At 72.0% G+C, this 21,461-nt stretch carries 20 protein-coding genes; 13 read left to right on the plus strand and 7 right to left on the minus strand.

All coding sequences use genetic code 11. The features are described 5' to 3' along the window. The first annotated feature begins 50 nt into the window (after nt 1-50). A complete protein-coding gene (locus tag ACYU8V_RS03115) occupies nt 51-2,018 on the plus strand; it encodes an acyl-CoA dehydrogenase family protein (RefSeq protein ID WP_460845071.1) in 1,968 nt (655 codons plus the stop codon). Here ACYU8V_RS03115 and ACYU8V_RS03120 read toward each other — a convergent pair. Together ACYU8V_RS03120 and ACYU8V_RS03125 are read right to left on the minus strand one after the other, a co-directional pair. Beyond that, complete coding sequence (locus ACYU8V_RS03120) at nt 2,015-3,205, minus strand: MFS transporter (RefSeq protein WP_460845073.1); 1,191 nt, start codon at nt 3,203-3,205, stop codon at nt 2,015-2,017. The genes ACYU8V_RS03115 and ACYU8V_RS03120 overlap by 4 nt on opposite strands. Nucleotides 3,206-3,265: 60 nt before the next feature. After that, nucleotides 3,266-4,507 carry an alpha/beta hydrolase fold domain-containing protein gene (locus ACYU8V_RS03125; protein WP_460845074.1) on the minus strand — a complete coding sequence of 414 codons (1,242 nt, stop codon included), beginning with the start codon at nt 4,505-4,507 and terminating at the stop codon, nt 3,266-3,268. A 66-nt stretch (nt 4,508-4,573) separates the two neighbouring features. Here ACYU8V_RS03125 and ACYU8V_RS03130 point away from each other — a divergent pair, with 66 nt between their 5' ends. The 9 genes from ACYU8V_RS03130 to ACYU8V_RS03170 all read left to right on the plus strand — a co-directional run bounded on the left by ACYU8V_RS03130 (nt 4,574) and on the right by ACYU8V_RS03170 (nt 13,234). Then, nucleotides 4,574-5,989, plus strand: a complete 1,416-nt coding sequence (locus ACYU8V_RS03130) for a WS/DGAT/MGAT family O-acyltransferase (protein ID WP_460845075.1) — start codon at nt 4,574-4,576, stop codon at nt 5,987-5,989. A 74-nt stretch (nt 5,990-6,063) separates the two neighbouring features. Continuing rightward, a complete protein-coding gene (locus ACYU8V_RS03135; RefSeq protein WP_460845077.1) occupies nt 6,064-8,223 on the plus strand; it encodes an acyl-CoA dehydrogenase in 2,160 nt (719 codons plus the stop codon). After that, a complete protein-coding gene (locus ACYU8V_RS03140) occupies nt 8,220-8,723 on the plus strand; it encodes an FAS1-like dehydratase domain-containing protein (RefSeq protein ID WP_460845078.1) in 504 nt (167 codons plus the stop codon). The genes ACYU8V_RS03135 and ACYU8V_RS03140 overlap by 4 nt, the downstream gene beginning before the upstream one ends. Then, nucleotides 8,720-9,115, plus strand: coding sequence for a Zn-ribbon domain-containing OB-fold protein (locus ACYU8V_RS03145; protein ID WP_460845079.1), 396 nt, complete (start codon nt 8,720-8,722; stop codon nt 9,113-9,115). The genes ACYU8V_RS03140 and ACYU8V_RS03145 overlap by 4 nt, the downstream gene beginning before the upstream one ends. Then, entirely contained in the window at nt 9,112-9,489 is a 378-nt protein-coding gene (locus ACYU8V_RS03150) for a MaoC family dehydratase (RefSeq protein WP_460845081.1), read from the plus strand. The genes ACYU8V_RS03145 and ACYU8V_RS03150 overlap by 4 nt, the downstream gene beginning before the upstream one ends. Beyond that, a complete protein-coding gene (locus ACYU8V_RS03155; protein WP_460845082.1) occupies nt 9,486-10,658 on the plus strand; it encodes a lipid-transfer protein in 1,173 nt (390 codons plus the stop codon). The genes ACYU8V_RS03150 and ACYU8V_RS03155 overlap by 4 nt, the downstream gene beginning before the upstream one ends. 9 nt (nt 10,659-10,667) lie before the next feature. Beyond that, complete coding sequence (locus ACYU8V_RS03160; protein ID WP_460845085.1) at nt 10,668-11,123, plus strand: MOSC domain-containing protein; 456 nt, start codon at nt 10,668-10,670, stop codon at nt 11,121-11,123. A gap of 307 nt (nt 11,124-11,430) precedes the next feature. Beyond that, nucleotides 11,431-12,636 (plus strand): HNH endonuclease signature motif containing protein, encoded by a 1,206-nt coding sequence (locus tag ACYU8V_RS03165; protein WP_460845087.1) that lies wholly within the window; start codon nt 11,431-11,433, stop codon nt 12,634-12,636. A 37-nt stretch (nt 12,637-12,673) separates the two neighbouring features. Then, nucleotides 12,674-13,234: a VOC family protein gene (locus ACYU8V_RS03170; protein ID WP_460845089.1), complete on the plus strand. Its 561-nt coding sequence runs from the start codon at nt 12,674-12,676 to the stop codon at nt 13,232-13,234. Here ACYU8V_RS03170 and ACYU8V_RS03175 read toward each other — a convergent pair. Both ACYU8V_RS03175 and ACYU8V_RS03180 read right to left on the minus strand, forming a co-directional pair. Beyond that, complete coding sequence (locus ACYU8V_RS03175) at nt 13,231-13,740, minus strand: macro domain-containing protein (protein WP_460845091.1); 510 nt, start codon at nt 13,738-13,740, stop codon at nt 13,231-13,233. The two genes, ACYU8V_RS03170 and ACYU8V_RS03175, sit on opposite strands and share 4 nt — an antisense overlap. A gap of 10 nt (nt 13,741-13,750) precedes the next feature. Next, on the minus strand, nt 13,751-15,385 hold the full coding sequence (locus tag ACYU8V_RS03180) for an ABC-F family ATP-binding cassette domain-containing protein (RefSeq protein WP_460845092.1): 1,635 nt from the start codon (nt 15,383-15,385) through the stop codon (nt 13,751-13,753). Nucleotides 15,386-15,423: 38 nt separating this feature from the next. On the opposite strand from ACYU8V_RS03180, the gene ACYU8V_RS03185 reads away from it, so the two are divergent. Beyond that, the gene (locus ACYU8V_RS03185) at nt 15,424-15,810 is read left to right on the plus strand and encodes an MmcQ/YjbR family DNA-binding protein (protein ID WP_460845094.1); all 387 of its coding nucleotides are present in this window, start codon (nt 15,424-15,426) and stop codon (nt 15,808-15,810) included. Here ACYU8V_RS03185 and ACYU8V_RS03190 read toward each other — a convergent pair. Then, nucleotides 15,807-16,250, minus strand: coding sequence for an OsmC family peroxiredoxin (locus tag ACYU8V_RS03190; RefSeq protein ID WP_460845096.1), 444 nt, complete (start codon nt 16,248-16,250; stop codon nt 15,807-15,809). The two genes, ACYU8V_RS03185 and ACYU8V_RS03190, sit on opposite strands and share 4 nt — an antisense overlap. 258 nt (nt 16,251-16,508) lie before the next feature. On the opposite strand from ACYU8V_RS03190, the gene ACYU8V_RS03195 reads away from it, so the two are divergent. Next, a complete protein-coding gene (locus tag ACYU8V_RS03195; protein ID WP_460845097.1) occupies nt 16,509-18,077 on the plus strand; it encodes an Ig-like domain-containing protein in 1,569 nt (522 codons plus the stop codon). 54 nt (nt 18,078-18,131) lie between these two features. Here the strand turns inward: ACYU8V_RS03195 and ACYU8V_RS03200 are convergent, their stop codons facing one another. Further along, nucleotides 18,132-18,971, minus strand: coding sequence for a MaoC/PaaZ C-terminal domain-containing protein (locus ACYU8V_RS03200; protein ID WP_460845098.1), 840 nt, complete (start codon nt 18,969-18,971; stop codon nt 18,132-18,134). Further along, nucleotides 18,961-20,619, minus strand: coding sequence for a 3-oxosteroid 1-dehydrogenase (gene kstD / locus ACYU8V_RS03205; RefSeq protein ID WP_460845099.1), 1,659 nt, complete (start codon nt 20,617-20,619; stop codon nt 18,961-18,963). The genes ACYU8V_RS03200 and kstD overlap by 11 nt, the downstream gene beginning before the upstream one ends. Before the next feature lie 25 nt (nt 20,620-20,644). Here kstD and ACYU8V_RS03210 point away from each other — a divergent pair, with 25 nt between their 5' ends. Then, complete coding sequence (locus ACYU8V_RS03210) at nt 20,645-21,460, plus strand: 2-keto-4-pentenoate hydratase (RefSeq protein ID WP_460845100.1); 816 nt, start codon at nt 20,645-20,647, stop codon at nt 21,458-21,460. Nucleotide 21,461: the final 1 nt, after the last annotated feature.

The following is a 21,461-nucleotide window of genomic DNA, read 5'->3' on the forward strand; positions in this document are numbered from 1 at the left end:
CGACTCTAGTAGACTTAGAACCTGTTCTAGTTTCCGCCCGGAGGGTGCACATGTCGATCGCGATCACCGACGACCAGGTCGAGTTGGCGGCCAGCCTGCGCAAGTGGGCCGGCAGCCTGGGGGCGATCGAGGCGATCCGCGCGGCCGAGGGCGACCCGGCGGCCGCCTTCGCCGAGGTGTGGGCGGCGGTCGAGGACATGGGCGTGCACGCGATCGCCGTACCGGAGGCGGCCGGGGGTGGCGGCGGGACGCTGCTGGACCAGGCGGTCGCCCTGGAGGCGTGTGCCTACGCGCTGGTGCCCGGAGGCCTGCTCGGCGCTGCCGCCGGTGGCGTGCTCACCGGTGAGCCCGGGCGCCACGGCGTCCAGGTGTACGCCGGCGGCGTGGTCTGGGACGGAGGCGGCTCGGCCGGGCTGGACCTGAGCGCCCGGCACGCCCCGCCCGCGGACGGAGGCGGCGACGCGCGGACCCGCCGGGTGGCCGTCAGCCTCGCGGCCGCGGAGGCGTCCGGCGTCGCCCGCTGGTGCCTGGACACGGCCGTGGAGTACGCCAACGTGCGCGAGCAGTTCGGGCGGCCGATCGGGTCGTTCCAGGCGATCAAGCACCTCTGCGCGGAGATGCTGGAGACCGCCGAGGCGATCACCGCCGCCGCCTGGGACGCCGCCTCGGCGGGCGACGCCGGTGACGAGCGGCAGTGGGACTTCGCCGTCGACGTCGCCCTCGCCACCTGCTTCGACGGCGCTGTGGACGTGGCCAAGGCCTGCATCCAGGTGCTCGGCGGCATCGGGTTCACCTACGAGCACGACGCCCACCTCTACCTGCGCCGCGCGCTCTCGCTGCGCGCGCTGGCCGGCTCGTCCGGCGCGGCCGCCGAGCGGCTGACTGCCACCGCCGCCTCGGGCGTACGCCGGGCCGTGGACGTCGACCTCGACGGGCGCGACGTCCCGATCCGGGACCAGGTCCGGGCCACGGTCGCGGACATCGCGTCCCGCCCGGCGGGGGAGCGCCGCGCGGCGCTGGCCGAGTCGGGCTACCTGACCCCGCACTGGCCGGCGCCGTACGGACTCGGCGCCGACGCGGTGCAGCAGGTCGTCATCGACCAGGAGCTGGCGGCGGCAGGCGTGACGCGGCCCGACCTGGTCATCGCCGGCTGGGCCGTGCCGACGATCCTGGCCCACGGCAGCGACGCGCAGCGCGAGCGCTTCGTGCGGCCCTCGCTGCTCGGCGACCTGGTCTGGTGCCAGCTCTTCTCCGAGCCGGGCTCCGGCTCCGACCTGGCCTCGCTGCGCACCCGGGCGGTGCGGGTCGAGGGCGGCTGGTCGATCACCGGCCAGAAGGTCTGGACGTCCGTCGCCGAGCGGGCCGACTGGGCGATCTGCCTGGCCCGCACCGACCCGGACGTGCCGCAGCACAAGGGGATCAGCTACTTCCTGGTGGACATGCGGTCGCCCGGCATCGAGGTCCGGCCGCTGCGCGAGATCACCGGCGAGGCGCTGTTCAACGAGGTGTTCCTCGACGAGGTCTTCGTGCCCGACGAGTGCCTGGTCGCTGAGCCGGGCGACGGCTGGCGCCTCGCCCGCACGACGCTGGCCAACGAGCGGGTCGCCATGGCGAGCGCCCGGCTGTCCACGAGCGTCGAGCGCGCGGTCGAGCTGGCGGCGACCCGCGAGCTGGGTCCGGTGGAGCGGGTCGAGGTCGGCCGGGCCGTCGCGCTCGCCACCGTCTGCGGCCTGCTCGGGGTCCGTACGACGCTCCGCGCGCTGGGCGGCCACGGACCGGGTGCGGAGTCGAGCGTGGCCAAGCTGCTCGGCGTACGGTCACGGCAGGAGGCGTCCGAGCTCGTCGTACGCCTCCAGGGCGACGCGCTCGCCGTCCTCGGCTCCGTCGACAAGACGGCGGGCGGGTTGGCCGCGGACGTCTGGGAGCAGCTCAACACCCGCTGCCTGTCGATCGCCGGAGGCACCACCCAGATCCTGCGGAACGTGGCCGCAGAGCGGATCCTGGGACTGCCCCGCTAGACCGTCTCGAGGACCGGCTCGGCGACCTGCGTCGCGCGGGAGGTCACCACCAGCCCCACGAGTCCGATCCCCAGCCCGATCAGGCCGGCGGTGAGGAAGCCCCAGCGCCAGCCGCCGCCGTCCAGGGCCACGCCGATCAGCGGACCGGCGGCGGCGGAGCCGAGCATCATCGCCGACCCGTGCCAGCCCATGGCCTCGCCGCGGTTGGCGGGCGGGACCAGGTGCGAGAGCAGCGTGGTCATGGCGGTCATCGTCGGCGCGCAGAAGGCGCCGCTGAGGAACAGGATCACGGTGAAGCCGACCGTCTCCTGCGCGAGCGGGACGGCGACCGTCGACAGCCCGAGCAGCAGGAGCAGCACGGTCGCGGACGGGCGGGTGTGCAGGGCGCCGTAGAGCAGACCGCCGACCGCCGAGCCGAGGCCCCACAGCGCCAGCATCCAGCCGATGGAGCCGGGCATGTCCCACTCGCGCAGCGTCGCGACGGTGCCGAGGTCCTCGCCGGTGAGGATGATGACGGCCGCCATCGACATGGCCAGGACGGTGAGGATCGGCAGGGTCATCCGCAGCCGCCGGCGCTCGGCCCCGGCCGGCTCGACGGCGTCGTGCGCGCCCTGCAGGGACGGATTCGCCCACCAGATCAGCGCCGACCCGGCGAGCGAGGCCATCTCGCAGGCGAACAGCGCGGTCGGGGTCGGCAGCGTCGTGGCGGCGAGCACGCCGAGGACCGGGCCGACCATGAAGGTCAACTCGGTGGCGATGGAGTCGATCGAGAGCGCGGTGGTCCGCTGGTGCTCCGGTACGGCGCCGATCAGCACGGCGCGCACGATCGAGAAGCTCGGGACCGTGAACAGCCCGGCCAGGCTCGCCAGCCCCAGCAGCGGCCAGTAGCCGACCCACGGCGCGATCGACCAGGTGAGCGCGAGCACGACCAGCGAGGGCGTGATGGCGCGGCGGACGCCGAGCCGGTCCAGCAGCCGGCCGCGCCAGGGACCGCTGATGCCGAGGGCGGCTGCCTGCACGGCGGCGACGAAGCCGGCGTCGGCGTACGAGCCGTGCAGGTGGGTGACCACGTGCAGGGTGAGGGCGATGCTGCCGGCCCACAGCGGCACCCGGACGATCATCCCCAGCAGCAGGATCCGCCGGACGAGGGGGATCCGCAGCACATCGGCGTACGTCACGAATCCCATGCCGCAGATCTTCCCGCGGAATGGTGGAATTCACCAATCAATATCCGGTGTGCCGGAGGGTCACGAGGCGGTGCTGCGCTCCTTGGCCCAGGCGGCGTGGTGCCAGCTCAGGTAGCGGTCGATCGCGCGGATGACCGCCTGGGAGCGGATCGAGGGGAACACGTCGAAGGCGTGCTGGGTGCCGGGCAGCTCGGCGTAGGTGACCGAGCGCTTCGAGATGCGCTTGAGCTTGTCCACGAACGCGCGCGCCTGGCGCACGTCGACCAGGGTGTCGTTGCTGCCGTGGATGACGAAGAAGTCCGGCGCGTCCTCGGTGATCCGCAGCAGCGGGGAGGCGGCGGCGAAGAGCTCCGGCGCGTCGGCGTACCTCTGCTTGAGGACCTTCGGCGCCAGGAACGTGTCGCGCATGATCACCGCGCTGCGCAGACCGGTGGCGCCGGCGAAGTCGTAGACGCCGTAGTGCGGCACGGCGGCCTGGACGGTGGTGTCCGCCGACTCGAACCCGGGCTGGAAGGCGGGGTCGTTCGGGGTCAGGGCGGCCAGCGCGGTGAGGTGGCCACCCGCGGAGCCGCCTGTGATCGCGATGTAGTCGGGGTCGCCGCCGTACTCGGCGATGTGCTCCTTGATCCACGCGATCGCGGCCTTGACGTCGACGACGTGCGCGGGCCAGTCGTTGCGCGGGGAGAGCCGGTAGTTCGGCGCGACGCACACCCAGCCCTTGGCCGTGAGGTGCTGCATCAGCGGGATGCCCTGCTGGTCCTTGTTGCCGATCGTCCAGCCGCCGCCGTGGATCTGGAGCAGCACCGGCGCTCCGGAGGAGGGCGTCACGTCGGAGGTGTAGACGTCGAGCAGGCCGCGTCGCCCGTACGGCGCGTAGGGGATGTTCTTGTGCACCTCGACCCCGGCGCGGCGGCCCTCGGCGGCGAACCGGAACGGGTTGAGCAGCCGACGCCACGAGGTCGCGCCGACCAGGTCGGTGGGCGGTACGTCGACGTCGAACCCGCTGGACAGGCTGTCCTCGAGCGCGGTGGTGACGATCGCACCGGCGCCGGTGCTCTGCCGGATCAGGTAGCCGAGGCCGAGCGCGGAGGCGGCCGCGAGCCCGAGGCCGGTGCGGCTGGCACGGCCGCGACCGACCTGGACCGCGGTGTCGACCGCGATGCCCGCCAGGACGTGCGGAGCGAGCTCACTGGTGAGCCAGCCGGGGAAGAACCCGGCCGCGCCCCCGCGGTAGCCGGGGAGGGGCCGGATCGCGTTGGCGACCAGGGCTGCGTTGACCAGCTGGCGACGGGTGAATCCCATGACGGCGAGCGTAGCCGTAGGGTGGGACCAGAGTTGGAACAGGTTCTAGTGGCGGGGGATTGCGTGATGGAACGGTTGTCGGGGCTCGATGCCAGCTTCCTCTACCTCGAGACGCCCGCACAGCTGATGCACGTGTGTGCGGTGATGGTGCTCGACCCGGGCACCATGCCGACGGCGTACAAGTACGACGAGATGCTCGCCGAGCTCGACGCGCGGGTGCGCGACGTACCGGCCTTCCGGCGCAAGGTCAGGACCGTCCCGCTGGGCCTGGACCACCCGGTCTGGGTGGAGGACCGCAGCTTCGACATCGAGCGGCACGTGCACCGCCTCGCGCTCCCCACGCCCGGTGGGTACGCCGAGCTGATGGACCTCTGCGCCCACCTCGCCTCGCTGCCGCTGGACCGCTCGCGGCCGCTGTGGCAGATGTGGGTCATCGAGGGCTACCGGCCGCTCGGCGAGGACGGCGAGCCCGGCGAGGAGAAGGTCGTCGTCTTCACCAAGATGCACCACGCGACCGTCGACGGCGTCTCCGGCGCCAGCCTGATCTCCTACCTGTGCTCCCTCGAGCCCGACGCGGCGCCGCTCGCCCCCGAGGGCCTGTCGTCGCTGCGCGATCCTGGACGCCGCGAGCTGCTCGGCCGTGCCGTGATCGGCACGGCGACCCGCCCGGTCACCCTGGTCAAGGTGCTCAAGCCGTCGGCGGCCCTGGTGACGCGGACGATCGGCCGGGCGCGCCAGGGCACCGCGATGGCGGCGCCCTTCTCGGCCCCGCGGACCTCGTTCAACGGCACCATCACCGGTCACCGCTCGATCGCGGTGACCGACATGGACCTCGACGACATCAAGCAGGTCAAGAAGGCCACCGGCACCACGGTCAACGACGTGGTGCTCGCGGTGTCCGGCGGTGCCCTGCGCGCCTACCTGCAGGAGCGCGGCGAGCTTCCGGCCGCCTCCCTGCTCGCGACCGTGCCGGTCAGCGTGCGTGCGTCCTCGAGGCGTGCCCAGGGTGCGAACAAGGTCTCGGCCCTGTTCACCAAGCTCGGCACCGACGTCGAGGACCCGCTGGAGCGGCTGGAGATGATGGCGGAGCGCAACCGGCACGCCAAGGAGCACCACAACGCCATCCCGGCCGACGCGCTGCAGGACTGGGCCGAGTTCGCGGCTCCGCGGACCTTCGGGCTGGCCGTGCGCGCCTACGCCAACCTGCGCCTCGCCGAGCGGCACCCGGTCGTGCACAACCTGGTCATCTCCAACGTGCCCGGGCCGCCGATGCCGCTCTACTTCGTCGGCGCCCGGATCGAGGCGCTCTACCCGCTCGGTCCGGTGTTCCACGGCGCCGGCCTCAACATCACCGTGATGTCGAACGCCGGCCAGGTGCACGTGGGCGTCATCGCCTGCCGGGAGTCGATGCCCGACGCCGACGCGCTCATCCGGCACTTCCCGGAGCAGCTGGCCCGGCTGAAGGCGGCCGTCGAGCTGTGAGTGTGAGGGCGACCCACAGGTCACGCTTACGACCCGGTCGCGCACAGAACTAGAACACGTTATAGTTCTGTCTCGTGGATGACGAGGCGATCAGTGCGGTCCGGAGCGTCGTGGCCGAGGTGCTCGACCGTGAGGCCGACGCCGCCTCGTGGGCGGCCTGGGCGGCCGCGGGACTGACCGCCGCACCCCTGCCCGAGGAGTACGGCGGGGCCGGGCTCGGCCTGCCCGCCGTGGCGGTCATGCTGCGGGCGGCCGCCGAGCGCGGCGTACGGGTGCCGGCGTGGGAGACGCTGTGCTGCGCGGCGCTGACGCTGGCCGACCTCGGCACCGACGCCCAGCGCAAGGACCTGCTCCCCGCCATCGCCGACGGCTCCCTGCTCATCGCCCCCGCGCTCCGCGACGCGCACGGCACCACCGCGACCTTCGACGGCGCGACCGTCACCGGACGCAAGGTCGGTGTGACCGGCGCGGCCATCGCCGGCCGGCTGCTCGTGCGGGCCGGTGACCTCGCCGTGCTCGTCGACGCCACCGGCCCCGGTGTGACGCTGGTCGAGTCGTCGGCCAGCAGCGCCGAGCCGCAGCACACCGTGGTCCTCGACGGGGCGCCCGCTGAGGCGCTCGGCGAGGGCTCGGGAGCTCGCCTGCAGGAGCTGGCCGCCGCCGGTCTCGCCGTGACCGCCGCCGGTGTCCTCGCCGGGGCCCGCGACCTGACCGCGTCCTACGTCAAGGAGCGGCAGCAGTTCGGCCGCGCGCTCGCGGAGTTCCAGGCGGTCTCGCTGCAGATGGCCGACGTCTACGTCACCTCGCGCACCCTCGACCTGGCCGCGGACAACGCGGTCTGGCGGGTGGCCGAGGGGCTTCCCGCGGCCGACGACCTCGCGGTCGCGGCCTACTGGGCGAGCCGGGTGGCGCCGTACGCACTGCGCACCTGCCACCACCTGCACGGTGGGATGGGCGTGGACATCACCTACCCGCTGGTCGGCTTCACGACCTGGGGCACCGACCTCGCGCACGCCCTCGACACGAACGCCGCCGAGGTGCCGGTCGAGGACCCCGCCGCCAAGAACCTCGAGCTCACCGAGGACCAGCGCGCCCTCAAGGCACGGCTGCGCGGCTACTTCGGCGGCGTCGCCGAGGAGTTCCACGGCCTGCAGGACCCCGACCCGGTCGAGGGCGCCTGGAACCGGCACGGTCCGACGTACGAGCGACTGATCCGGCGCCTCGGCGAGGACGGCTGGATGGGCGTCGGCTGGCCGGAGGAGTACGGCGGCCACGGGCTCGGCGAGGTCGAGCAGACGATCTTCGCCAACGAGGCGCAGTACGCCGACGTGCACCTGCCGTCGGTCACGCTGCAGACCGTCGGGCCGACCCTGATCCGCTACGGCACGCCGAAGCAGAAGGAGATGTTCCTCGAGCGGATCCTCAAGGGCCACGTGCACTTCGCGATCGGCTACAGCGAGCCGGACGCCGGCACCGACCTGGCCTCGCTGCGCACGACGGCCCGCCGCGATGGTGATCACTACGTCGTCAACGGCCAGAAGATGTGGACCACCGGCGGCCACCAGGCCGACTATCTCTGGCTGGCGGTCCGCACCGACCCGGACGCGCCCAAGCACAAGGGCATCTCGATCCTGATCGTCGACACCAAGGACCCCGGCTACAGCTGGACGCCGATCATCACCGCCGACGGCTCGCACCACGTCAACGCCACCTACTTCAACGACGTCCGGGTGCCCGTCGACATGCTCGTGGGCGAGGAGAACCAGGGCTGGCGGCTGATCACGACCCAGCTCAACCACGAGCGGGTCATGCTCGGCCCGGCCGGGCGGATCGAGGGGCTGCGCGACCGCGTGCTGCGCTGGGCCGAGACCGCCGGCGTACGGGACCTCCCGGACGTGCGCGACGTCCTCGGCCGCGCCACGGCGGTCTTCCGGATCAACGAGCTGCTCAACTGGGAGGTCGCGCGCGCCGCGGCCACCGGCGAGATCAAGGTCGCCGACGCGTCGTCGTCGAAGGTCTTCGCCTCCGACCAGGTGCAGCACCTGCTCGCCGACCTGATCTCGCTCGTCCACCGGTACGCCGACACCTCCGACCCGGCCACGCGCGAGCTGGTCGACTACCTCGACGCGCAGGCCAAGCGGAACCTGGTGCTGACCTTCGGCGGCGGCGTGCAGGAGGTCCAGCGCGAGCTGATCGCGATGTTCGGGCTCGGGCTGCCGCGGGTGCCGCGATGACCGCGGTCGCACCCGACGTCCACGACCACGTGATGGCCGAGGCCGAGCGGATCAAGGCCTGGGGCGAGGCCGCCGAGCGCATCGCGCGCGACGAGGTCAACCAGCCGACCATCAACAACTGGCTCGAGGCGATGGGCCTGGACAACCCGCGGTTCCGGGCGGGCGAGGCGCCGCCGTCGATGGCGCAGGTGTGGACGATGTACGGCCTGGGCGGGAAGCCGTCGGAGGACGACCCGCTGCACTCGATGATGCGGGTGCTGACCGACGCGGGCTTCACCGCGGTCCTCGGCACGAACTGCGAGCAGTCCTACGACCGCTACCTGCGGGTGGGGGAGCGGGTGCGGGTCACCACCGCGCTCGACTCCGTGGTCGGCCCGAAGACCACGGGCATGGGCGTCGGCTACTTCGTCACCTCCCGCAACACCTGGTACGTGGGCGACGAGCGCGTCGCGACGATGCTGTTCCGGGTGCTCAAGTTCATCCCCAGGGGGGCGCTATGAGCGGCAGCGTGCGCCCGGTGATCAACCGGGACAACGCCTACTTCTTCGACGGTACGGCGATCGGCGAGCTCCGCATCCAGACCTGCAACGCCTGCGGCGAGCTGCGCCACCCACCCGGCCCGGCCTGTCCTTCGTGCGGTGCGTTCGACCGGGGCCATGTGGTCGCGGCCGGCACCGGCACGGTGTTCTCCTACGTCGTCCACCACGCCCCGCAGGTGCCGGGCAAGGAGCTGCCGCTCGTGATCGCGCTGGTCGACCTGGACGAGGGCGTGCGGATGGTGGCCGAGATGACCGGTCCCGTCGAGATCGGGGACCGGGTGCGGGTCGGGTGGAACCGCATCGACGACGAGCTCACGCTCCCGCTCTGGAGCCGGATCGAGGAGACGAAGTGAACGTCGGCGACAAGCTCCCCGAGTGGAGCCTCCCCATCACCCCGACCCTGGTGGTGTCCACCGCGATCGCGACCCGTGACTTCCAGGACGTGCACCACGACCGGGACGTCGCGCAGGCGGCCGGGTCGAAGGACATCTTCGTCAACATCCTGACCTCGACCGCGCTGTGCGAGCGCTACGTCACCGACTGGGCGGGCCCCGACGTGCAGATCCAGGGCATCGCGATCCGGCTGGGTGCGCCGGCGTACCCCTACGACACATTCACCTTCACCGGCGAGGTGACCGAGATCGAGGACGGGGTGGCGACGATCAAGGTGGTCGGCGCGGTGAGCCTCGGCGACCACGTCATCGGCACCGTCAGGGTCGCGGCATGACGCGCTCGCTCAGCGGCAAGGCCGCGATCGTCGGCATCGGTGCGACCGAGTTCTCCAAGGAGTCGGGGCGCTCGGAGCTGCAGCTCAGCGTCGAGGCGGTGCGGCACGCGCTCGCCGACTGCGGCCTCACACCGGCCGACGTCGACGGGTTGACCACGTTCACCATGGACAGCTCCTCGGAGATCGCGGTCGCGCGCGAGCTCGGCATCCCGGAGCTGCGCTTCTTCAGCCGGATCAACTTCGGCGGCGGTGCCGCCTGCGCCACGGTGCAGCAGGCCGCGATGGCCGTCGCCACCGGCGTCGCGGACGTCGTCGTCGCCTACCGCGGCTTCAACGAGCGCTCCGGCGACCGCTTCGGCCAGGTCTCGAAGTGGGCAGCGCAGCAGGTCAACACCAACGGCCTCGACAACGCCTGGACCTATCCGCTGGGGCTCTCGACCCCGGCCGCGACGGTCGCGATGCAGGCGCGCCGCTACCTGCACGAGTACGGCGCCACCTCGGCCGACTTCGGTCGCGTCGCCGTCGCCGACCGCCGGCACGCCGCCACCAACCCCAGCGCCTTCTTCTACGGCAAGCCGATCACGCTCGAGGAGCACCAGGCCTCGCGGATGGTCGCCGACCCGCTGCACCTGCTCGACTGCTGCCAGGAGTCCGATGGGGCGGTCGCGATCGTCGTCGTCAGCGCGGAGCGGGCGCGCGACCTGGCGCAGGCGCCGGCGTACATCTCGGCGGCGGCGCAGGGGAGCGGTCGCGACCAGTTCGTGATGACGTCGTACTACCGCGACGACATCGGCATCCCGGAGATGGGCGTGGTGGGCCGGGACCTCTGGCGCCAGTCCGGGCTGACCCCCGACGACATCCCGATGGCCGTGCTCTACGACCACTTCACGCCGTACGTCCTCATGCAGCTGGAGGAGCTCGGCTTCTGCGGCCGCGGCGAGGCGCCGGACTTCATCAAGGACGGCGCCATCGAGATCGGCGGCCGGCTGCCCATCAACACCCACGGCGGCCAGCTCGGCGAGGCCTACATCCACGGCATGAACGGCATCGCCGAGGGCGTTCGCCAGATCCGCGGTACGTCGGTCAACCAGGTGCCCTCGCCCGAGCACGTGCTCGTCACGGCCGGCACGGGTGTGCCGACCTCGGGTCTCATCCTCGCTGCCTCGTAGCCTGGGCGGGTGAGCGCCCGCGTCGAGTCGATCCACATCGCCAAGGCCAGCCGGCTGCCGATGCAGGAGAAGACCTCCGTGGAGGTCGAGGCCGGCAAGGGCATCGTCGGCGACCGCTACCACGGCACCCGCCACCGGCACGTCACCGTGCAGAGCCGGGAGAGCCTGGACGAGGCCGCCGCCGTGTTCGGCGCGGACGTGCCGAGCGGGCTGACCCGGCGCAACCTGACGATCTCCGGAGCCGAGGTGCCGCGTGATCCCGGAGCCCGGCTGCGGATCGGGGACGTGCTGCTCGAGGCGGTCCGTGTCGCCGCCCCCTGCAAGCTGCTCGACGACACCCTCGGCCGCGGCGCGCAGGAGGCGCTCCGGCGGCGGGCCGGGACGGTGTTCCGGGTGCTCGAGGGCGGCACGGTGAGTGTCGGGGACGAGGTCGGGGTCGAGCCGCCCGGTCCACGTGTTGCATGAGGTGACTGCTGGTGCGCGGCTCGCCATCTTCGGGCTGGTCTCTAGCGGCCGCACCTTAGCCGCCCGGCACCCCGCGTCAAGGACGCCTTCGGCGCCGCTGCGCGGCCGCTTCGCGGTCCTTGACCCGGGGTCCCGACCGGGCGGCGAGACGGCGCGGAGTCGGCACGGGCTTCGCCCGCGCCGCCGCTACGCGGCCGCCCACAAAACCTGTCCTGACCTGGGGATTTGTCCAATTCCGGGGTGGTGAAAATGTTCGAACAGATGTATCATGGAAGGCAGTTGATCAGTCCGTCTCGGGGAGCATGTCATGGTCGCAGGAACGGTGTCACTGCACCCGCTCCTCGCCTGCGCGCGGTCTCTTCAGAACGACCTCGCGGCAGTCGCGGACATGCCGGCCGACTACCTCCGCACCCGCGACAAAGCCGACCTCCTCACCGACCTCGCCCGCGTGGAGGGCCAGCTCGCTGAGCTGAAGCTCCGCGTCCTCGCCGCCTCCTCCGACGTTGCCGACGAGCACGGGTCCCGCGACGCCGGCTGCTGGCTCGCCCACACCACCCGCATCACCGCCTCCGCCGGCCGAGCTGCGTTGCGGCTGGCCGAGGCGCTCGAGGCCCACCCGCTCACGGCAACTGCGATGCGCGAAGGCGCGGTGAACGAGGCGCAAGCGCGGGTCATCATCCGCTCGGTCGACAGGCTCTCCGAGGCCGTCGACCAATCGGTCCGTCTCCAGGCCGAGGCGCACCTGATCGAGCTCGCCGCGATCTACGACCCCAAAGACCTCCAGGTCCTGGGCACCAAGATCCTCGAGGTCGTCGCGCCCGACATCGCCGAAGCAGAGCTCGGCAAGGCGTTGGAGCGCGAGGAGCAGGCCGCGGGGGACGAGGTCGCCATCCGGATCCGGAAACGCGGCAACGGGATCACCCGCTGGATCTGCGACCTCCCCGACGCCGTCTCCGAACGAGCCCTCACCTACCTCGAAGCCCAAGACTCCCCGAGGTTCACCCAAACCCGAGCCAGGAACCGAGGCGAGGCGTTCTGCCGCCTCCTCGAACTACTCGACCCCAAGAGGCTCCCCGACCACGGAGGCGACGCCACCACCATCATGGTCACCATCCCCTTCGAGGGACTCCTCAACGAGCTCGGATCCGCGATGCTCGGCGACACCGTCATCTCCGCCAGCGAGGCCCGCCGGTTGGCGTGCACGGCGAAGATCATCCCCGTCGTCCTCGGCGGCACGTCCGAACCCCTCGACCTCGGCCGAGCACGACGCCTGTTCCAACCACCCCAACGCAAAGCCATGCGCCTGAGGGACAAGCGGTGTCGCGCCGAGGGCTGCACGATCCCCGCAGCCTGGTGCGAGGCACACCACCTGAAGCCCTGGTCCCAAGGCGGCCGCACCGACCTCGCCGACGGCGTACTCCTCTGCTCCCACCACCATCATCGGGCCCACGACACCCGCTACGACATGACCAAGCTCGCCACCGGCGACTACCGGTTCCACCGACGGACATAGACGTCGACCAGCAGAACGTCGCGGTGTGGATCATCCTGTGATCGTGACCCTGGGACTGTCGGCGGTGACGTTTGCCGCCCGAGACGCTGATTGTGTTGCGCGGTTCTGGGCGACCCTGCTCGGCCGGGAGGTCCTCGCGGACGACGACGGAGTGTTGCTCCCGGGCGATCGTGCCCAGGTCGCACTGCGTTTCTCCCCGACCCGCGCCGAGAAGCGTGCGCCCAACCGGGTGCACCTCCACCTCACGAGTGACGCATCTGACTTGGAGACCGTCGTGGCGAAGGCGGTGGGTCTGGAGGCAACGCACCTCGACGTCGACCAGCTTCCCGACGAGATGCACGTCGTGCTCGCAGACCCCGAGGGGAACGAGCTGTGCGTCCAGTCGCCGTTCGGCGGCACCAAGGTCGCTTGGGGCGGTCCGCCCGTGGCTCCGCTCGAGGTGCCGCCCCGTCAGTGGTTCGAGCTGCTGATCGACGACGATCCCGGAGCCGAGATCGAGAGACTCGTCGCGATCGGTGCGACGCGAGTCAGCGACAGCAGAGGCCCCGGGGTCGTCCTGGCTGACCCCGACGGCAACGAGTTCCGCTTGCGCGCTTAGCGGTGGTCGAGGATCCGGGCGACCTCGTCGTACGCCGCCCTCCCGAAGCAGACCAGCTGGACCTCGTCCAAGCCGTGGCCGGCGGACCCCAGCGCGGTGAGGGCGGCGTCCACGGACTCGGCCCTGGTCCAGCCGTAGACCCCGGCCCCGATCAGCGAGCAGGCGACGGTGCGGGCGCCGATCTCCTCGGCGACCTCGAAGCTGCGCCGGTACGCCGAGACGAGCAGGGCCGGGTCGTCCTGGCCGCGGTGCCGGTTCGGGCCGACCGCGTGGATCACCCAGCGGCTGGGCAGGTCGCCGGCCGTGGTGGCGCCCGCGTCGCCGGTCGCGAGCCCCTGCTTGAAGAGACGGCGACAGTCCTCGAGGATCCTCGGCCCGCCGGCCGCATGGATGGCGCCGTCGACCCCGCCACCTCCCCGCACGCGCGAGTTGGCCGCGTTGACGATCGCGTCGACGGCGAGGGTGGTGATGTCACCCTCGACGGCGACGATCCGCGGTCCGCTCACGCCCCCATCCTCATCGCTCGGTGACCGAGCCGTCGACCACCTCGAGCGTGCGGGTGGTGTGCACCGCCGACAGCATCCGCCGGTCGTGGGTGACCAGCAGCAGGGTGCCCGGGTACTCGTCCAGCGCGGTCTCCAGCTGCTCGATCGCCGGCAGGTCCAGGTGGTTCGTGGGCTCGTCGAGCACCAGCAGGTTCACGCCCCGCGCCTGCAGCAGGGCCAGGCCCGCCCGCGTCCGCTCGCCGGGGCTCAGGCTGGCGGCAGGGCGGGTCACGTGGTCGGACTTCAATCCGTACTTCGCGAGCAGGGTGCGGATCTCCTCGGGCGCCTGGTCGGGCACGTGCGCCTGGAACGCGTCCACGAGCACCACGTCGCCCTCGAACAGCCGCCGGGCCTGGTCGACCTCGCCGACGACGACACCGGGACCGAGGTAGGCGCTGCCCTCGGCGAGCTCGAGCCGGCCGAGCAGCGCCGCGAGCAGGGTGGACTTGCCCGACCCGTTGGGCCCGGTGATCGCGACCTTCTCGGCCCACCCGACCTCGAGGTCAACCGGGCCGAGGCGGAAGTCGCCGCGGCGTACGACGGCACCGCGCAGCGCCGCCGTCACCGCACCCGATCGGGGCGCGGCCGCGATCTCCATCCGCAGCTCCCACTCCTTGCGGGGCTCCTCGACGGCATTGCGCTCGAGGTGCTCGATCGCCTTCTCCGACTGGCGGACCTTCGCGGCCTGCTTCTCGGACGACTCGGCGCGGAAGCGGCGTACGGACTTGTCGGGCTCGTTGTTGATCGAGCGGCGCGCGTTGCGCACGCCCTGGTTCGCCCAGGCCCGCTGGGTCTGCATCCGGCCGGTGAGGTCGCCGATCTTGCCGGCGTACTCCTCGTAGGCCTCGCGCGCGTGCTGACGTGCGACCTCGCGCTCGCGCAGGTAGGCGTCGTAGCCGCCGCCGAAGAGGTTGACCCGATGCTGGTGCAGGTCGAGCTCGAGCACCCGGTCGACGGTGCGCGCGAGGAACTCGCGGTCGTGGCTGACCAGCACCACGCCCGCCCGCAGCGAGGAGACGAAGCGCTCCAGGCGGTCCAGACCGTCGAGGTCGAGGTCGTTGGTGGGCTCGTCGAGCAGGAAGACGTCGTAGCGGCTGAGCAGCAGCGAGGCCAGGTTGGCGCGCGCGGCCTGACCACCGGAGAGGCTGGTCATCAGCGCGTCCTGGCCGACGGTCAGCCCGAGGTCGGCGAGCACCGCCTCGGCCCGCTCGTCGAGGTCGGCGGCGCCGTGGGCCAGCCAGTGCTCGAGGGCCTCGGCGTACTCGTCCGGGTCGTCGTCGTACGCCGCGGTGGCGGCGTCGTAGCGCACCTGGGCCGCCGCGACACCGGTACGCCGTGCGAGGAAGTCACGCACCGTCTCTCCGCTCCGGCGCTCGGGCTCCTGGGGCAGGTAGCCGATCGACGCGCTCGGCGGGCTCACCGCCACGGTCCCCGACTCGGGCGCGAGCTCGCCGGCCAGCGTGCGCAGCAGCGTGGACTTGCCGGCGCCGTTGGGGCCGACCAGGCCGATGACGTCGCCGGGCGCGACGACGAGGTCGAGCCCGTCGAAGAGGGCCTTGGCGCCGTACCCGCAGGTGAGCTCGTGGACCTGCAGGGTGGCGCTCATGGAGGACAACGCTAGTCGCCGCGGCCTACCGTCGGCACATGGATATCGACGACGTGTCCCGGATCGCCCTGACCCTCCCGGAGGTCGAGGAGGGGGAGCGGCGTGGAACGGCGACCTGGGCGGTCGCGGGCAAGGTCTTCGCGTGGGAGCGGCCCTACACCAAGGCCGACATCAAGCGGTTCGGCGATCAGGCGTATCCCGCCGAGCCGCTGGTCGGCGTACGCACCGCAGGGCTGAACGAGAAGGAGGCGCTGCTCGCCACCAGCTCGCCGGCGGTGTTCACCATCGAGCACTTCGAGGGGTACGCCGCCGTGCTGGTCGAGCTCGCCGCCGTCACCGAGCAGGAGCTGACCGAGGTCCTCACCGACGGCTGGCTCGCGATGGCGCCCGAGCGCCTGGTCGCCGAGCGGGAGAGGGCCGACTAGGCCGTCTCGAGCGCGGCGTCGAGCTTGATCTCGGCGACGCCGGCGAGCGCGCGGCTGACCGGGCAGCCGGCCTTGGCGGCGGCCGCGGCGGCCGCGAACCCGTCCGCGTCCAGGCCGTCGACCTCGCCGCGGACGGTGATGGTGATGGTGGTGATCGTCGGCGCCCCGTCGACCTGGCCCAGGGTGACGTCGGCGGAGACGTCGAGCGCCTGGGGCGTGCCGCCCGCCTTCGCGATCTCGTTGGACAGCGACATCGCGTAGCAGGCCGAGTGGGCCGCCGCGATGAGCTCCTCCGGGCTGGTCGCGCCCTGTGCGTCGTCCGAGGCGCGCTTGGGGAAGTCGACGTCGAAGGTGCCGGCCCCCGACGAGGTCAGCTCGACCTGACCGGAGCCGTCCTGGAGTCCGCCGTTCCAGGCGGTGCGTGCGGTACGAGTGGGCATGGGCGTGCCTTTCGGGAGGGGATGCGCCCACGCTACGCGACGGCGGTGACAACCCCGAGCGCGTCGTACGCCGCCGCACTCACGCTGCTGGCAACCCCCGGTCTCGGAAGGGTAACGACCGGGTGGCGGTGCCGGGATCCGTTGCTGCGGATCGGCGGCCGGATCGACGGTATGCCTCGTCGGCTCGACCCGATGGCTTCGCCTGTCGACCCGACACCCCCTGTCTCGGGACCGGCTGAACCACACAAGGAGAGCAGTATGAGAATCGCACAGGCGTCTCGACGGGGGCTTTCGGTCCTCGTGGCGGGTGGCCTCGGCGCCGGCCTCATGGCGACGGCGGGCATGGGCTCCGCGGACGCGGCCACGCTGAACCTGAACTACACGTGCACCTTCCCGCTGATCAACCAGCAGTCGGTGGCCGTCAACATGGACGTCGCCGTGCCCGCGACGATCCCGGCCGGCACCGCCTCGGCGCCGTTCGACATCAAGGCGATCGCGAGTCTCAACGCCAACACCACCTCGGGCCTGTCGCTGATCGGCGCGAAGACGATCGAGGGCTCCGCGACCGCCCACGCCGCCCTGCAGGCGCCGGACGTCAGCCTGCCGAACCTCGGTGTCCCGGTCAGCGTCGCGAAGACGGCGGTGCCGACCTCCGGCGGCTTCGATGTCGTCGCGACCGGCCAGACGCCGTCGATCACCTTCCCGACCGCGGGTGCGGGCACCATCGACGTCGGCAACCTGGACCTGGTGATCATCGCCCGGAACTCCAGCGGTACGCCGATCATCCTGCCGGGCGCGAACCCGGACGGCTCCTTCAACGCCCCCTGCACCCCGGACGCGGGTCAGTCGCTGCGCCTCACCACCTTCACGGTGACGCCGCCGGTACCGGCGAACACCCCGCCGACCGCGGACCCGGTCACCGCGAGCACGGACGCCGGCAGGGCCGTGACCGTGACCCTCAAGGGTGCTGATGCCGACGGTGACGCGCTGACCTACACGGCGGGCGACGCCGCGCATGGCACGGTCTCCATCGCGGGCGACAAGGCGACGTACACCCCGGCCGACGGGTTCACCGGCTCCGACGAGTTCAGCTACACCGTCTCCGACGGCAAGGCCGACGCCACCTCGAAGGTGAGCGTGACCGTGAACAAGGTGAACACCCCGCCGACCGCCGACCCGGTCGCCGCCACCACCGACGCGGGCACGGCCGTGACCGTGACCCTGAAGGGTGCTGACGCCGACGGTGACGCGCTGACCTACACCGCGGGCGACGCCGCCCACGGCACGGTCTCCATCGCGGGCGACCAGGCGACGTACACGCCCGCGGACGGGTTCACCGGCTCCGACGAGTTCAGCTACACCGTCTCCGACGGCAAGGCCGACGCCACCTCGAAGGTGAGCGTCACCGTGAACCAGGTGACGCCGGCGAACACCCCGCCGACCGCCGACCCGGTCACCGCCACCACCGACGCCGGCAAGGCCGTGACCGTGACCCTCAAGGGTGCTGACGCCGACGGTGACGCGCTGACCTACACCGCGGGCGACGCCGCCCACGGCACGGTCACCGTCGACGGCGACCAGGCGACGTACACCCCGGCCGACGGGTTCACCGGCTCCGACGAGTTCAGCTACACCGTCTCCGACGGCAAGGCCGACGCCACCGCGAAGGTGAGCGTCACGGTGAACGACCCGGCCGCGACCGCGTACTGGACGGCGGTCTGGAAGGAGTACTGGACCAAGTACTGGGCGCAGTACTGGGCGGACTACTGGGCCCAGTACTGGACGAACTACTGGACCAACTACTGGAACCACATCTACGGAGGCTGATCCCAGCCGGCACCGGGCCGTCGCGCGACACATGTCGCGCGGCGGCCCGTGCCGTCAGAGCGTGAGGAGGCAGTCCGCGAGGGCCGGCCGCGCATCGTCGCCGACCGTGGCGGTCGCGACGATGCCGGCGTCGGTGTCCCATGCGTTCACGGTGAGCGTCTCGCCGGGGAAGACCACGCCGGCGAAGCGGGCGCCGTAGCTCGCGACCCGGGTCGCGTCGCCGCCCAGTACTCCGTCGGTGAGCTCGCGGAGCACGATGCCCCAGGTGCACAGGCCGTGCAGGATCGGCGCCGGGAAGCCGGCCGCCTTGGCGAAGTCCGGGTCGGCATGCAGCGGGTTGCGGTCCCCGCAGAGCCGGTAGAGCAGCGCCTGCTGCGGCGTCACGGCGTACGACGCGGTGAAGTCGGCCGGCCGGTCGGGGATCTCGACCGCGGTGCTGGCGCCCCGGTCGCCGCCCCAGCCGCCCTCGCCCTTGACGAAGATCGAGGAGCGCACCCGCCACAGCTCCTCGCCGGTGGCGTCCGAGGTCGCGACGCCCTCCTGCCAGATGACGGCGGCCCTGCCCTTGTCCCACACGTCGGTGAGGGTGGTGGTGACGGTGGCGGACCCGCTGGTGGGGAGCGAGCCGGCCACCGCGATCGACTGCGAGCCGTGGACGACCTGGGCGAGGTTGATGTCGCAGCCGGGCAGGTCCAGCGGCGGCGGGTCGGTCTCGTGGAAGGTTGGGGCGACGACGCCGAAGGACGGCAGCACCTGCAGGCCAGCGCTCTCGAGGGTGTACGAGAGGTCCGTGGCGCCGATCGCCAGGTGGTAGAGCAGCACGTCGCTCTCCGACCAGGTGAAGGTGCGGGCGCCGAGGTCGGCGCCGATCGCGATCGAGGGATCAATGGGCATCTGCGAGGTCCTCCGCCGCGAGGTAGCCGAACACGAGGGCCGGGCCGATGGTGCCGCCGGGCCCGGGGTAGGTGTGGCCCATGACGGCCGACGAGACGTTGCCGGCGGCGTACAGGCCCGGGATGACGGTGCCGTCCTCGCGCAGGACGCGGGCGCGCTCGTCGGTGACCAGGCCACCCTTCGTCCCGAGGTCGCCCGGCACGATCCTGACCGCGTAGAACGGGCCCTTCTCGATCGGTGCGAGCGAGCAGTTCGGCTTGACCGTGGGGTCGGAGTAGTACTTGTCGTAGGCGCTCTCGCCGCGGTGGAAGTCCTCATCCACGCCCGAACGCGCGAAGCCGTTGAAGCGCTCGACGGTCGCCGTGAGGCTCTCGGCCGGCACGCCGACCTTCTCGGCCAGCTGCTCCAGGGTGTCGGCGCGGGTGACCACGCCCTCCTTGTACCAACGGCCCGGGAACGGCTGTCGGCCCGGGACGCCTGCGAACAGGTAGCGGTTGCGGTAGGTCTGGTCGAAGACCATGTACGACGGCACGTGGCCGACCCCGGTGGCCTCGCCCTTGTAGATCTCGTGCGTGGCCTCGACGTAGGGCAGCGCCTCGTTCATGTAGCGCCGGCCGGCCGAGTTCACGATGATCGAGCCGGGCAGGTTGCGCTCGGCCAGGCAGAACCACGCGCGCCCCGGCAGCGGGATGGTGGGACCCCACCAGGCGTCGTCGAGGAGATCGGTGGCCGCGCCCGCGGCGGTGCCCGCGAGGAGGCCGCCGCCGGTGTTGGACGGTGCTCCGGTCGACCATGCGGCCGACGTCGGCTGCGGCAGGAACTTCTCGCGCAGCTCCTGGCTGTGCTCGAACCCGCCGGAGCCGAGGATCACGCCGCGGGTCGCCCGGATCTCGCGACGCTCGCCGCTGCGCTCGACCACGACGCCGACGACGCGGCCGTCCTCGACCAGCAGGTCGGCGAGGGCGGTGTCGTACTCGACTGGCACGCCGGCGTCGATCAGCCCCTGGCGCAGGCCGATCGCGATCGCATTGCCCATCGCGAACATCCTCTTGCCGGTCGCCATGGCGAGCAGCCGCTTGAGCATCACCTTGATCATCGTGAGCGGACCGCGGAGCGTGCGCAGCCCGAGGCTGAGCTTGCGGAAGTCGGCCTGGGTGACGATCAGGTTCGCCGGAGCCTTCGTGTACGGCGGGTGCAGCCGCTCGAGCTCGTCGCCGAGGAAGCGTGCGTCCAGCGGGACCGGCTCGACGCTGCGGCCGCGGGGACGGCCGCCGGGCCGCTCGGGCAGGTAGTCGGCGTACTCCGGCACCCAGGTGAAGGTGACCGGCGTGTTGTCGCGGAGGAACTCCAGCACCTCGGGGCCCCGGTCGAGGTAGGTGTCGCGCCGGACCTTCGGGACGGTGTCGCCCACGATCGCGTCGAGATAGGTCTTCGCGGCCTCCCGGTCGCCGGGATCGACCTGGCCCGCAGCCTCCAGGGCGTAGTTGCCGGGGATCCACACCCCGCCGCCCGAGCGCGCGGTGGAGCCGCCGAAGTAGGCGCTCTTCTCGATCAGCACGGTGTCGAGACCCTTGCGGGAGGCGGCGAGGGCGGCCGACATGCCGGCACCGCCGGCGCCGACGACCACGACGTCGTAGGAGTCCTTCATGCGAAAAACTGTAACAGGTTCTAGTATGGGTGGCGTGACCTCTCCAGACGTGATCTCGGCCGCCGTCGAGCGCCTCGCGACCGCCCAGGCGAGCGGTACGCCGTGTGCCGCCGTGCGGGACCTGATCGGCACCGACGACCTCCCGGCGGCGTACGCCGTCCAGCAGGGTCTGGTGCGGAGCCGGATCGCCGGGGGAGCGGTCGTGGTGGGCCGCAAGATCGGCGCGACGTCGAAGGCCGTGCAGGACCAGCTCGGCGTGGACCAGCCCGACTTCGGCTACCTGCTCGACGACATGGACGTCAGCGCCGGCGTCGACGGCAGCCCGATCTCCATGCGCACCCTGCTCCAGCCCCGCGTCGAGGCGGAGGTGGCCTTCCGGCTCGCCGCCGACATCGCCCCGGCAACCGAGGAGGAGATCACCCTGGACCTGGTGCGCGCGGCGGTGGACGTCGCGCTGCCCGCGCTGGAGATCGTCGACTCCCGGATCGGGGGATGGGACATCGGCTTCACCGACACCGTCGCCGACAACGCCTCCAGCGGGCTGTTCGTGATCGGCCGGGACGGGAAGAGCCTCGCGGAGCTGGAGCCTCGCGACGTCGACATGACGCTCACCATCAACGACGAGGTGCGCTCCAGCGGCAACGGTGCCGCCTGCCTGGGCGACCCGCTCGAGGCGCTGCGCTGGCTGGCCGTGCAGGCCCACCGGTTCGGCGACCCGCTGCGGGCCGGCCACCTGATCCTGTCCGGGGCCCTGGGCCCGTTCGTGCCGTTCGCCGCGGGCGACCGCGTCACGGCATCCATCAGCGGGTTCGCGCCCCTGACCGTCACCTTCGAGGAGTGAA

The sequence above is a fragment of the Nocardioides ultimimeridianus genome (genome assembly GCF_054777895.1).